Genomic DNA, 13268 nt, shown 5'->3' with positions numbered 1-13268 from the left:
TCCGACCTCGCCACTGGACGAACGCCCCCCTAGCGCCGATATTGAACGGCATGAGTCTTCCCCCCGGTTTCCTCGACGAACTCCGCACCCGGATCTCGCTGTCCCAGGTCGTGGGCCGCAAGGTCACCTGGGACCTGCGCAAGTCGAACCAGGGCAAGGGCGACATGTGGGCGCCGTGCCCCTTCCATCAGGAAAAGTCGGCAAGCTTCCATGTCGATGACCGCAAGGGCTTCTATTACTGCTTCGGCTGCCACGCGAAGGGCGATGCGCTGACCTTCGTGAAGGAGACCGAAAACGTCTCCTTCATCGAAGCCGTGGAAATCCTCGCCCGCGAGGCCGGGATGCCGATGCCCGCCCGCGACCCGCAGGCCGCGCAGAAGGCCGACCGGCGCACGCAGCTGGCCGAGGTGATGGAAGAGGCGGTGAAGTGGTTCCGCCTGCAACTGCGCACCTCCGCCGCCGCCCCGGCGCGTGACTATCTCGACCGCCGCCGCATGTCACCGGAGGCGCAGGACCGGTGGGAGATCGGCTTTGCCCCCGACCAGCGGCAGGGCTTGTTCCATGCGCTGAACCAGAAGGGCATCGCGCCCGACATGATCGTGGCCGCGGGCCTCTGCGCGAAACCCGATGATGGCGGTCCGCCCTATGACCGCTTCCGGGGCCGGATCATCTTCCCGATCCGCGATGCGCGCGGCCGGGCGATCAGCCTTGGCGGGCGGGCGATGGACCCGAATGCGCGCGCCAAATACCTCAACGGTCCCGAGACCGAGCTGTTTGACAAGGGCCGGAACCTCTACAACATCGGCCCGGCGCGCGAGGCGGCCGGCAAGGGACAGCCGCTGATCGTGGCCGAAGGCTACATGGACGTGATCGCGCTCTCCGAGGCCGGGTTCAAGGCGGTGGTCGCCCCCCTCGGCACGGCGGTGACCGAGGACCAGTTGCGGCTCCTCTGGCGCATCCTCCCCGAGCCGATCATCTCGCTCGACGGCGACAAGGCCGGGTTCAACGCCGCGCTCCGGGTGATCGACCTCGCGCTGCCGATGCTCGAGGCGGGGCAGGGTCTGCGCTTCGCCCTTCTGCCGCAGGGGCTTGATCCCGACGACCTCATCAAGGCGCAGGGTGCGCCGGCGATGCAGAAGGTCCTCGACGAGGCCCAGCCGATGGTCAACCTGCTCTGGCGGCGGGAGACGGAAGGTCGCGTCTTTGACAGTCCCGAGCGGAAGGCCGCGCTCGACAAGACTCTCCGCGCCGCGCTGATGCGGATCAAGGACCCGTCGATCCGCGGTCATTATGGCGAAGAGGTCAAGCGGCTCCGGCAGGACCTGTTCACACCCGCCAGGCCGGAGGCTTTCCGCCCGGGCAAGCGGCCCGGTCGCTTTCCGCCGCCCCCGATGGCGCCTTTGCCATCGACCAAGACCTCGGCCCTGGCGGCCAGCGGGCCGACCCCGGTCGAGGAACAAGTGCTCGAAGCCGTGGTTCTGGCAACGCTCGCCACCCACCCGTCACTCATCACCCGCTTCGAAAGCGATCTGGAAATGCTCGACCTGACGCTCGAGGAGCATGATCGCATCCGCCGGGCGCTCCTTCACGCGGCCCATGCCGAACCGGAAGCAAGGGCGGAAAAAATCACGGGCGCGGCGGGCGATCTTCTTGAAACGCTCTTCGCGCGCAGCCATGTCCGCTCGGCGCCGCCGGTACAGAACCGCGAGGATGACGAATTGGCCGTGATGTGCGTTGCCGAGGGGCTCGCCAAGCTGGACGCCCGACGGGGCGCTCGTCGCGAGGTTGAGGAGGCGATCCACGACCTGACGGGGCTGGTGGACGAGGGGCTGACATGGCGCCTGTCGAAGGCGGCCGAGGCCGTGAACAGTGCCGGACGCGGCCATCTCGAGGGTGCAACTGAAATGGGCGAAGATCGCGCGGCGCTGTCGGCGCATCTTCAAAGCCTCATCGACAGCCAGATCTGGGTCAAGAAAAGAGGTTGATCCGCCTTCCCCCTGCCGTGATTCGCGCTATTGATTCGTGACGCGGCCAAATGATTCGGCCAGCCTGCGCTGATGACCGACCGAGGAGCATACATGGCACTCAAGGATACCGACGACGCGAAGCCGGAAGAGCAGGAGGCCGAAGTCTCGCTCGACATGAGCCAGGCAGCCGTCAAGAAGATGATCGCCGACGCACGCGAGCGCGGCTACATCACCTACGACCAGCTCAACACGGTTCTGCCGCCGGATCAGGTCGGCTCCGAGCAGATCGAGGACGTGATGTCGATGCTCTCGGAAATGGGCATCAACGTCATCGAGGATGACGAGGTCGAAGAGGGCGAACCTGCGGGCGAACTGGTCGAGACCTCGACCTCGCGCGAGATCGCCGTCGCCGGCACCCAGTCCGAGACGCTGGACCGCACCGACGACCCGGTGCGCATGTACCTGCGCGAGATGGGATCGGTCGAACTCCTCAGCCGCGAGGGCGAGATCGCCATCGCCAAGCGCATCGAGGCCGGCCGCAACACCATGATCGCGGGCCTCTGCGAAAGCCCGCTGACCTTCCAGGCCATCACGATCTGGCGCGACGAACTTCTGAACGAAGACATCCTGCTGCGCGACGTGATCGACCTCGAGGCCACCTTCGGCCGGTCGCTCGACGGGGATGGCGAAATGGACGGTCCGGGGCTGGACGAGGTTGACATGCCTGCCGCTGCTCCGCGCCGCTCGGGCGGTGATGATAGCGAGCCGGAGCTTGACGCGGACGGCAATCCGATCCTGCGCGCCGACGAGGATGACGAGGATGACGAAGCCTCGAACATGTCGCTGGCCGCCATGGAATCCGCGCTGAAGCCGAAGGTCCTGGAAACGCTCGACATCATCGCGCGCGACTATTCCACGCTTGCAGCGATGCAGGACCAGCGGATGCATGCGACGCTGAACGATACCACGCGCTATTCGGCTGCGGATGAGGCCGCCTATCAGAAATTGCGCAGTGAAATCGTTCTGTTGGTGAACGAACTTCACCTGCACAACAACCGGATCGAAGCGCTGATCGACCAGCTCTACGGCATCAACCGCAAGATCATGTCGATCAACTCGGGCATGGTGAAGCTGGCCGATGCGGCCCGTATCAACCGCCGTGAATTCATCGACGAATACCAGGGCTATGAACTCGACCCGACCTGGCTTGACCGCATGGCCGCCAAGTCTGGCCGGGGCTGGCAGGCGCTGATGGAGCGCAGCCGCGACAAGGTCGAGGAATTGCGCGCCGAGATGGCGCAGGTCGGCCAGTATGTCGGCGTCGACATCAGCGAATTCCGCCGGATCGTGAACCAGGTCCAGAAGGGCGAAAAGGAAGCGCGGCAGGCCAAGAAGGAAATGGTCGAGGCCAACCTGCGCCTCGTGATTTCCATTGCCAAGAAATACACGAACCGCGGGTTGCAATTCCTTGATCTCATTCAGGAAGGCAACATCGGCCTGATGAAGGCCGTGGACAAGTTCGAGTATCGCCGCGGCTACAAGTTCTCGACCTACGCGACCTGGTGGATCCGTCAGGCGATCACCCGCTCGATCGCCGACCAGGCCCGCACGATCCGCATCCCGGTCCACATGATCGAGACGATCAACAAGCTCGTCCGCACCGGCCGCCAGATGCTCCACGAGATCGGCCGCGAGCCCACGCCCGAGGAATTGGCCGAAAAGCTGCAGATGCCGCTCGAGAAGGTTCGCAAGGTGATGAAGATCGCCAAGGAGCCGATCAGCCTTGAAACCCCGATCGGTGACGAGGAGGACAGCCAGCTTGGCGATTTCATCGAGGACAAGAACGCGATCCTGCCGCTCGACAGCGCCATTCAGGAAAACCTGAAAGAGACGACGACCCGCGTCCTCGCCTCGCTGACCCCGCGCGAGGAACGCGTCCTGCGCATGCGCTTCGGCATCGGCATGAACACCGACCACACACTGGAAGAGGTCGGCCAGCAATTCAGCGTCACCCGCGAACGGATCCGCCAGATCGAGGCGAAGGCGCTGCGGAAACTGAAGCATCCAAGCCGGTCAAGGAAGCTGCGGAGCTTCCTCGATCAGTGAACTCGTTGCGCACCTGTGCGGATTTGGAGGCCCTGGGGTTCCAGGGCTTTCACACAGTTGCAGACCTGATCGAAGATCGCTCCGCCATTCCTGAAGATCCTGGGGTCTACGCGGTCCTTTGGACCGCGTCAGAAATCCCTGACTTCGTCGAAGCGGGCACAGGCGGCTGGTACAATGGTCGTGATCCCAACGTAGGTCGCCAAACTCTGAGTGCCAATTGGGTGCCGACATCCGATGTCGTCTATCTTGGCAAGGCGGCGGGCGGGGTAAGTGGGCGACGAGGCTTGCGCAAGCGGCTTTCGGAGTTCCTGCTGTTTGGACAGGGAAGGCCAACCGCTCATAGAGGCGGACGCTACATTTTGCAGATCCGCCAAAGTGCTGAGTTGGTTTTCTGCTGGATGGATGTTCCCGACGGATGCGAGGCGGTTGAATCCAGATTGCTGGCGGAATTTGTGGCGCAGCATGGACGCCTGCCTTTCGCAAACCTTCGACATTAGCGATGGAATAGGTGAGGATTTCACGAGACGAAGGAGCATCCGATCAGCGTAATGTCGAACCCCAGCCCTGCCCGCGAACCCGAATCCCGCCCGAGGGGCGTTGCCCGGGTTTTGTGGGTGGGGCTGGCCGCCGTCTTCTTCCTTGGTGCGATCCCGATCGCGGTGAAGAAGTTCCACGTCGACTTCCTTCCGAGCGAGGCCTGGATCACGCAGACCGAAGGCTTCGCCTCGACCTTCTGCTTCGGTGCGGCGGTGCTGGCGACGATCCTGTTCGCGGTCGACATGGTGCAACGCGGCGAGCGGATCGGGACGCTTGGCAATATCGGGATGATCCTGTTCCTCCCAGTGTTTTTCTGGTTTCTCGGTAGCGCATTGATCTCGATGGGATATCCGATGCTGCGCACCATCTGGGCGGGGCAGCCGACCTCGATGGTCTTTCACGTCGACACTGCCCGAAAAAGCTACAGCACGCTCTGCCGCAACAAGATCGAGCTGCAGCGATTGCCCTTCATCATCAACTCGGTCTGCGGAACCGAGGATAACATCGTGGACGCCCTCGCACCCGGCTCCGCCGTTACGATCAAGGGCTACGGGACCGATCTGGGTCTGTTCGTCCAGGAGGTGCGCCCGGGCGGGCGCTAGCTCAACTCTTCTGGCCCGAAAGCGGCATATCCCAGTTCTCGCCCATAGCCACGATGCAGGACTGGCCGTTCGCATGGCTTTGAACCAGCGTCCAGCGGCCCTGGGGAGACGTCCAGACCTCCAGCACCGTCTCGGGGTCGCGCAGGCCGGTTGCTGCGCGCGAAGAACCGAAGTGAATGGCCAGACGTTGATCCATCTCGGCTTTGGGGGCGCAGACCACCTCGGCAATAGGGCTGTCCGCCAGGGAGGGAAGCGGTGAGAGCAGGGCGAGGCACAGGATGAGTCGGGCTGTCATGCAGGAAACTGTAACACGACGATGACGAAATGCACGCCTCTGTCGCGGCTCTTTGTGCAGCCGCGCCACAGGTGATTCCCCAACATCTTGAGACCGACCTTTCCGCTACCCAAACTGTTGCGGCCCGCCTATAGTCATCGCGGAAGGCCCGACAGAGGCAACGAGGGGGAGGGGCGATGCGCTGCCCGTTTTGCGGAAACATCGACACGCAGGTGAAGGATTCCCGTCCGGCCGAGGATCATGTCTCGATCCGGCGGCGGCGGTTCTGCCCGGCCTGCGGCGGTCGTTTCACAACCTATGAACGGGTACAGCTGCGCGACCTCGTCGTCATCAAGTCCAGCGGGAAACGCGAGGATTTCGACCGCTCGAAGCTGGAACGCTCGATCCGCATCGCCATGCAGAAGCGCCCGATCGAGCCCGAACGCATCGACCAGATGATCTCGGGCATCGTGCGGCGTCTGGAAAGCCTGGGCGAAACCGACATCCCCTCGAAGGTCATCGGCGAGATCGTGATGGAGACGCTGGCGAGGATCGACACCGTCGCCTACGTGCGGTTTGCCAGCGTTTACAAGAACTTCCAGGCGGCGGACGATTTCGACAAGTTCGTCTCCGAACTCCGCCCGCATCCCACCGCCGACGAGTGAGCGCCGAGGACGACCGCCGCCACATGCGCCACGCGCTGGCTCTGGCGCAGCGGGGGCTGGGCAATGTCTGGCCGAACCCGGCCGTCGGTTGTGTGATCCTCAAGGATCGCCGGATCGTCGGGCGGGGCTGGACCCAGCCGGGCGGTCGGCCCCATGCCGAGGTCGTGGCACTGGCGCAGGCCGGCCTGGCTGCGCGCGGGGCTACGGCCTATGTCACGCTCGAACCCTGCGCCCATCACGGCAAGACGCCGCCCTGTGCCGAGGCGCTGGTGGCGGCGGGCGTGGCGCGGGTCGTCAGCGCGCTGATGGACCCTGACCCGCGGGTGGCGGGGCGTGGGCACGAAATCCTGCGAGCGGCGGGGATCGAAGTGGTCGAGGGGGTCGAGGCCGCGGGGGCGCGGGAGCTGAATGCCGGGTTTCTCCGCCGGGTGACGCGTGGCCTGCCGATGGTCACGCTGAAACTTGCCGCGACACTGGATGGGCGTATCGCGACGGCATCAGGGGAAAGCCGCTGGATCACCGGTCCGGCGGCGCGACGCATGGTCCACGCGCTGCGACTGTCGCATGATGCGGTGCTGGTCGGGTCGGGGACAGCCCGCGCCGATGACCCTGACCTGACGGTGCGCGATCTTGGCGCGGTGCGGCAGCCGGTCCGTGTCGTCTTCGACAGCCGCCTCTCCCTGTCGCCGGACAGCCGACTGGGGCGCAGCGCGCGCGACGTGCCGGTCTGGATTTGTCATGGCCCCTCGGCCAACGAGACTGCGCGCAGGGCCTGGCAGGCGACTGGTGCAAGGCTGATCCCCTGCGCGGAAACGGAAGGGCATCTCGACCCCGTCGCTGCCTTGTCGGCGCTTGCCGGCGAAGGGCTGACGCGGGTCTTCTGCGAGGGCGGAGGGCAGTTGGCGGCGGCCTTGCTGGCGGCCGATCTGGTGACCGACCTGGTCGCCTTCACTGCGGGAAAGGTCATCGGTGGCGAAGGCGTGCCGGCGGTAGGGACCATGGCCGTCGGGCATCTGGCCGAGGCCAAAAGCTTCGATCTTGTGGAAACCGCCACAGTTGGCGGTGATGTGGTCACACGCTGGCAAAGCCGCCGGAAGGATTGAATGCTGAAAGGTGTGGGCGGAAATGGCACAAACCATGCCAGAGAATTGTTCGAAATCGGCAAGCCTGACCGGGCTGTCTCAGCGCCAGAGATGCGACTGGCCGGCCAGCAGACCCTGAAGGCGGGATAAAAGGCCGAGGCCAAGCCCGCCGCTTCCGGTGTAGCCCTCGATCAGGCGGTCCACGATCACCTCGGGCGGGCAGGGCCGCCCCGTCACCGGATCGAGATAGCGCGGATAGGCGATCAGCGCCGCATGGGCCAGTGCCATAAGGGTGGGCCGTCCCCGCCGCCACCGCGGTGCGGGAAAGACGTCGCGGGTCAAGCCCCAGCCCGCATAGAACGGCAGGCCAAGGCAGGTGACCGGTACCCCACGCAAGAGAGCCTCGAACCCCAGAAGCGAGGTCATTGTCCAGACCTCCTGCACAAGGGGCAGCAACGCGGCCGGGTCGCTGTTCGGCAGGACCGCATCGGCAAGGCCATCGATCTCGGCATCCACAACCCGGCCAGGGCGCAGACCTGCTTCCACGTCCGGATGCGGCTTGTACAGGATCACCGCACCCGGATTTTCGGCGCGGACATGGCGCAGAAGGTCGAGGTTGGTGCGGATGCCCGGCGCGCCGAAGCGGATCGAAGCATCGTCTTCCACCTGTCCCGGGACGAGAATGCGATGGCCTTCCGGCAGATCGGACAGGGCCTGTCCGAGATTGTATTTCGATAGCCCGCTGCCCACGATCCGCTCGACCAGCCTCGCCGCGCGCGCCTCGCCGCCTGCGATCGCCGGGCTTGAGATCAGCCGGTCAAGGCGGCTTTCCCGGCTCGGGTCGTAGTAGAGGCCGAGGTCGTCGGCCACGAGTGACAGGGGCGGCACCAAGCTTGCGCCCAGTCCACGCGAGCGCAGGAAGCCATCCTCGATCCGTCGGACGGGCAGGGGGAACCCTTCGGGCGCAGTCATGCCCCAGGCGATCACGCCACGCCCCTCGCGAACGGCAAGTGCGGCCGCCTTCGCCGGATCATTGGCAAAGCGCAACGGCCGCCTGCGCCCGAAGAAGTGCTGGAGCGTCCGGCGCTTCCACAGCCGCATGCCCATCGCCACATGGCCTTGGACGTCCTCGCGGAAGGGGCGAAGCTCTGCCTCAAGCTGATCGACCACCTCTTCGAAACTGGCCAGACGATCGCGGCAAGGATCGTACCATGTGGGCGCGAGCAGCATCGCTCCGGCGAAGAGTTGCACCTTGGTCAGCTTGCGGCGGCGGCGGGGAAACGCCGCCTCATCCTCGCTGAGGCCCCAGCCCGCGTAGAAGGGCTGGCCGAAGACATGCGGGCGGTGGCCTGCAAGGATCGCCTCGAACCCAAGTTGCGACGAGCCGACATAGACCGCGATCGCGCCCTCGAGCAGCCTCCAGGGCGATACATTTTCCGTCAGCAGCGTGACCCGCTCCGAGGCATCGGCGGGGCCGTAATGGCCGGGGCGCAGGCCAAGGACGGTTTCGGGATGCAGCTTGACCACCACGCGCCGGCCAGGATGCTCTTCCTGCGCGCGCACCAGCATCTCGCGAAAGCTCTGGGGTGTCAGGCCGCCGTGGCGGACCGAGGCATCGCCCTGCAACTGGTCGACGACCAGCACATAGCCGGGCTGGGGCAGGGCGGCATTCGGAGCGTATCCGCTGTATTTCGAGATGTCGAGCGCCTGAAGGCGAGCAATGCCGTCGCGGGCGCGGGCGATCAGCGAGTGATCCTCGAACCGGTCGGTTGAGAGGATATGTTCCAGATCGCTTGGCGCAGAGGCGTCGAAATGCACCCCGCGCCGGTCGAGGATCAGGCCCATCGTCGCATCGCCGCTGCGCCCCGGTCGGAGCGAACGCAGGAACGCGTCCTCGATCCGCAGAAGCGCCGCACCGCTGCGGGCCGCCATCGCCTCGCCTCGTGCGGCATAGGGGCTGCGGCCCCAGACGGCGATCAGGTCGTCGGGTCCCGGGCGGCCCAGATGCGGCGGCAGGCCCGCGAGTGTCAGGATGCGCCGCGCTCGGCCGGGCTTCAGGAGGCCGGCGTTGAAGGCGTAAAGCCGCGACTGGCGCTGCTCGCCGGACGTGTCGGTCAGAGTCACGCTGGCCCGAGTGTCACGGCCCGCCCGCGAGGTTCGCCGTCGAGTCGACCGCCGTCGCCGTGCCGTTGAAGGCTGCCAGCGTCTTGGTCCACTGCACGAAGGGCGCCTCGGTCACATAGATCGTGTCGCCGTCGCGGATGACGAAATCGCGGGCCAGGAACACGCCGTTCGGTTCGGTCAGGTTCAGGACATAGGCGAAACGCTGCGTCCCCCGCAGGTCGTTGCGGCCCAGAACGGCATTGGCGATTTCCTGCGGCTCGTTGCGGAACACGAAGATACCCGTCGGATCGGCCAGCGCGGTGTTCAGGCCGCCGACCTGGGCCAGCGCTTCGATCGCCGAGACGGTCTGGGTGTCGAACGGGATGCGGCTTTGCGATCCGGTGGCGCCGAGTGCTACGAAAGACCGGCGGTCGCGCTCGACCACGATGCGGTCGCCGGGGCGGAGCGCGATGTCGAGCCTTGGATTGTCGTAGAGATCCTGCAACCAGACCTTGCCGGTCTTGCCGTTTCGGGTCACCGTCACCAGTGCCGCCTGCGGTTCGATGGTCACGCCGCCGGCCTTTGCCAGCATCGCCATCAGCGTCCGGGTCGGGCGCTCGATCGGGAAGACGCCCTGACCGGCGACGCTGCCCGAGACCGAGACAGTCGAGCCGTCGCCCGCAGCGCGGGTCACGCTGATCTGCGGGTCGGGGGTCTGCTGGTCGAGCTTCGAAGTGATGAGGTCACGCAGCCCTTCGGGTGTCATGCCCGCCGCCTTGAGACGTCCGGCATAGGGCACGAAGATGAAGCCCTCGCCATCGACCTGTACATCGGTCAGGGGTGTCACGCGCTGACCGGTATTGCCAAGAAGCGGGTCGTCCTTGACGTTTTCAAAGACAGTGATCGACAGAAGGTCACCCGGTGCGATCAGGTCCGAGGCGAGCACGGCCTGCTTCTCGAAGCCCGGACCGAAGCCGTAGGAGGGCACAACTGACGTGGCGCGGGTCACGCGGTCGTTGACGGTGACGATGAAGGCGTCGCCCTGCTTTTCCACCGATCCGGCGAAGATTTCCGATTTGGTCGGACCCGTGCGCGGCAAGCCGCAGGACGCGGTTGCGGCGACAACGGCAAGAAGGACCAGTTTTCTGGCCCCCCGGAATTTTCTTGACGGCACTGCTCGGGCTCCTCTGTCGGAAGCTTGCGTGTATTTTGGTGCCAAAACTACAGAAACGCCGGTGAAATAGCCAGCTTGACGGCAATTGCTCAGGTAACGAGCCGCAACTGTTGCCGTGGAGTCGCTGTTCCCATCGTCAGCGCATCATAGGGATCTTCCGCTGCCAGCATCATGTCGACGACCTGCCGCAGCAGGGCGCGGCGGCCGCGCGTCGAGTAGAAACCGCCCGGAACCTGGCTGGTTTCCAGCAGGTAGCGGCGGAAATCGCGGTAGGCGCGGCTGTCAGGCCGTGTCGGTCGCGCGAAGAATTCGGCGATCGGCTGGGACGACACGAACTCGGGCTTTCCATAGACGGCCCGGCCAAAGATCTTCAGCGGCAATCCGCGCCACAGAACCTGCTGTGCAGCGGTTGAGTTCACCGTCACGGCGCCACGCGCATCGTTGAGAAGCCTGGCGAGCTTGCCGCCGCGGACGAAATGCACGCGATCTGCGATGCCGGATTCCTGCGCCAGACGACGGATCTCTCGGGCCAGCGGCGTGCGGCCATCCTCGAGCGGGTGGGCCTTGAACACCAGATGGTGGTGCGGCGGCGCGCCCTTGGCGAAGCCCTCAATGCAAAGCGCGGCAAAGTCCACCTGGCTGGCGAAGGGCCCGTGGCTGCGGAAGCTGGCGTCATGTTCCAGCTGCAGCAGAGCGAGGAAATAGGGAAAACCGCCGCGGCGGATGCGCCCGGTGGCGATCATCCGCTCCAGCCGGTGCCAGGGCATCAGCGCCAGCCGCCGCAGGTACAGTCGGAACTCGGCCCAGCCCGAAACATCGCGGTGCGAACGGAAGGCCGGGTAACGCCCGCCGCCAGCCAGAACGAGGCCGTGGTAGAGCGCGCCGTAGAAGACATGCTCGCGCATGTCGCCCCATCGCGCCGGGGCGTCGGGCAGTTCGGCGTCACGGTCAGCCAGCGCCCGCGTCATCTCGGGAAGGGTCAGTTCCGTCAGGCGCGAATGGCCATTCGATCCGCCCCGTTCGTAGGTGATCCAGTGCGGGCGCAGATAGCCTTCCTCAAAGACATGGACAGTGATCCCGGCCTTGCGCGCCTGCTCCACGGCAATCGCGTGGACGGGTCGAGTATCGCCATAGAGCACGATGTCGGTCACGCGTTTCTCGGCAAATATCCGCGCGAGCTCTGCGGGCCACGCCTCGACCGCGCCATGCCAGGGGATGTAGCGGCTGGTGTCGGGCCAGAAGAATTCGTCGCCAAGGTTGAACCCGACGCGCCAGACCTCGGCGCCTGAACGCCCGATCATCCTGCCCAAAAGCTTGAACCAGGGCCCGTGCGGACCCTGTAGGAAGAGAAAGACCTTGCCCTTGCCTGTAATGGTCATGCTCGATCCGAAGCGACTGTTCTTCCGTTCTGGCGCGGAAATGCTGATCCTCGGTAAATGGTTATTCTTCAGCTTGGCGAAATTACAGCAGCTTCACGCCAAATCACGGGCTTGAACGGGCGGATTTGGGGGGCTACGTCGGTTCATCGGCCTTTGGACAGGAGGGGATCTGTGTTCACCGGGATCATCAGCGACGTCGGGCATGTCCTTTCGGTTGATCAGCGTGGCGATCTGCGCGTCAGGATTGCAACCCGCTACGATGTCGAGAGAATCGATCTTGGCGCCTCGATCGCCTGCGACGGTGTCTGCCTGACGGTGGTCGCCCTGGGCTCTGAGCCGCAGAACTGGTTCGATGTCGACGTATCGGCCGAAACCCTCTCGAAGACCACGCTCGGCAGTTGGGTCGCCGGGCATCGCGTGAACCTCGAGCGCGCGCTGAAGGTTGGCGATGAGCTGGGCGGCCATATCGTATCAGGCCATGTCGATGGCATGGCCCAGGTCATCTCTGTCATGCCCGAGGGGGATAGCCTGCGCGTGACCTTCCGCGCGCCGCTGCAGCTTGCGGGCTTCATTGCTCAAAAGGGATCGATTGCCCTGAACGGCACCTCGTTGACGGTGAACGAAGTCAACGGCGCGGATTTCGGCGTGAACTTCATTCCCCATACGCAAACCCACACCACATGGGGTGCGGTGCACGAGGGGCAGGTCGTCAACCTCGAGGTCGATACGATGGCGCGCTATGTCGCCCGCCTGCGCGAGTGGAATGCGTGAGCAGGCCGGGGCATAACGGCGGCCCGACGATGGAGGGCGGCGAAGGCTGGCGGCGGCATTGCTGGCGCCAGGCGCGGGAAAACCTGTTGCCGCATCTGCCGGTCGAGGTCGTGCGCCTGCGGGTCAGGCGGGCGGCCGAGCTGGGCCTTGACTACCGCACCTATGCCTCGGTCCGCGCCGCCAGTGGGCATGACGTCGTGGCCTTCCTGTTTTCCTCGAACGCGCTTCGGCTGCTGCCTCCCGTTCCCGCCTTGCCCGAGGATCGGCAGGCCCGGCTGGCATCGCTCAGCGGCTGCGGACGCATCGCGCTGGTCCAGGGCCAGCTTGCCCCCGAGGCGGCGATGCAAGCGGGGCAGGGAGTGATCGACCGGGCCCATCCGGCACCCTATCCCCTTGCGCCGTTTCCCGCCCTGCGCGAGGCAATCGCCGCCGCCCATCAGGGTTTTCCCCGCGATGGCGTCGTTCTGATCGGAGACATGTCGCTGGAGCGCGACTGGAGCGTCGCAGGCAGGCTCGCGGGGTATCTGCCGGCCGAGCGTTATTTCTCCTCGCTTTCGGCGGCGCGCTGAACAGGCCCTGTGCAGGTCTGCACCCGGTTGCTCTGGCCT

The 13268-nt window shown here is 65.4% G+C and carries 12 protein-coding genes; 8 read left to right on the top strand and 4 right to left on the bottom strand.

What is annotated here, in order from left to right; genetic code table 11:
* Positions 1–50: 50 nt before the first annotated feature.
* The 4 genes from dnaG (at position 51) to L0V05_RS06135 (ending at position 5212) form a co-directional block, all read left to right on the top strand.
* Positions 51–1985: a DNA primase gene (dnaG, locus tag L0V05_RS06150; RefSeq protein WP_234869242.1), complete on the top strand. Its 1935-nt coding sequence runs from the start codon at positions 51–53 to the stop codon at positions 1983–1985.
* A gap of 93 nt (positions 1986–2078) precedes the next feature.
* Entirely contained in the window at positions 2079–4073 is a 1995-nt protein-coding gene (gene rpoD, locus L0V05_RS06145) for an RNA polymerase sigma factor RpoD (protein WP_234869241.1), read from the top strand.
* A complete protein-coding gene (locus tag L0V05_RS06140; protein WP_234869240.1) occupies positions 4070–4570 on the top strand; it encodes a hypothetical protein in 501 nt (166 codons plus the stop codon). The genes rpoD and L0V05_RS06140 overlap by 4 nt, the downstream gene beginning before the upstream one ends.
* A 51-nt stretch (positions 4571–4621) precedes the next feature.
* A complete protein-coding gene (locus L0V05_RS06135) occupies positions 4622–5212 on the top strand; it encodes a hypothetical protein (protein WP_234869239.1) in 591 nt (196 codons plus the stop codon).
* 1 nt (position 5213) lies between these two features.
* Here L0V05_RS06135 and L0V05_RS06130 read toward each other — a convergent pair whose 3' ends face one another.
* On the bottom strand, positions 5214–5507 hold the full coding sequence (locus L0V05_RS06130; RefSeq protein ID WP_234869238.1) for a hypothetical protein: 294 nt from the start codon (positions 5505–5507) through the stop codon (positions 5214–5216).
* 176 nt (positions 5508–5683) lie between these two features.
* Between L0V05_RS06130 and nrdR the strand changes: the two genes are divergently transcribed.
* Together nrdR and ribD are read left to right on the top strand one after the other, a co-directional pair.
* Positions 5684–6151 (top strand): transcriptional regulator NrdR, encoded by a 468-nt coding sequence (nrdR, locus tag L0V05_RS06125; protein WP_234869237.1) that lies wholly within the window; start codon positions 5684–5686, stop codon positions 6149–6151.
* Entirely contained in the window at positions 6148–7254 is a 1107-nt protein-coding gene (gene ribD / locus L0V05_RS06120) for a bifunctional diaminohydroxyphosphoribosylaminopyrimidine deaminase/5-amino-6-(5-phosphoribosylamino)uracil reductase RibD (RefSeq protein ID WP_319937749.1), read from the top strand. Before nrdR ends, ribD begins: the two co-directional genes overlap by 4 nt.
* Before the next feature lie 78 nt (positions 7255–7332).
* Here the strand turns inward: ribD and L0V05_RS06115 are convergent, their stop codons facing one another.
* The 3 genes from L0V05_RS06115 to L0V05_RS06105 form a co-directional block, all read right to left on the bottom strand.
* Positions 7333–9357 (bottom strand): capsule polysaccharide biogenesis protein, encoded by a 2025-nt coding sequence (locus L0V05_RS06115; protein WP_234869236.1) that lies wholly within the window; start codon positions 9355–9357, stop codon positions 7333–7335.
* 13 nt (positions 9358–9370) lie between these two features.
* Positions 9371–10510, bottom strand: a complete 1140-nt coding sequence (locus L0V05_RS06110; protein WP_234869235.1) for a polysaccharide biosynthesis/export family protein — start codon at positions 10508–10510, stop codon at positions 9371–9373.
* Positions 10511–10599: 89 nt separating this feature from the next.
* On the bottom strand, positions 10600–11889 hold the full coding sequence (locus L0V05_RS06105; protein ID WP_234869234.1) for a capsule polysaccharide biogenesis protein: 1290 nt from the start codon (positions 11887–11889) through the stop codon (positions 10600–10602).
* Between the two features lie 171 nt (positions 11890–12060).
* On the opposite strand from L0V05_RS06105, the gene L0V05_RS06100 reads away from it, so the two are divergent.
* Positions 12061–12660, top strand: coding sequence for a riboflavin synthase (locus tag L0V05_RS06100; RefSeq protein WP_234869233.1), 600 nt, complete (start codon positions 12061–12063; stop codon positions 12658–12660).
* Positions 12657–13229, top strand: coding sequence for a hypothetical protein (locus L0V05_RS06095; RefSeq protein WP_234869232.1), 573 nt, complete (start codon positions 12657–12659; stop codon positions 13227–13229). Before L0V05_RS06100 ends, L0V05_RS06095 begins: the two co-directional genes overlap by 4 nt.
* Positions 13230–13268: the final 39 nt, after the last annotated feature.

This window comes from Alitabrizicola rongguiensis, assembly GCF_021491355.1.
In the GTDB taxonomy this organism is placed as follows: domain Bacteria; phylum Pseudomonadota; class Alphaproteobacteria; order Rhodobacterales; family Rhodobacteraceae; genus Aliitabrizicola; species Aliitabrizicola rongguiensis.
Note: the sequence above shows the minus strand (reverse complement) of the source record. Positions and strands in the feature narration are given on the sequence as shown.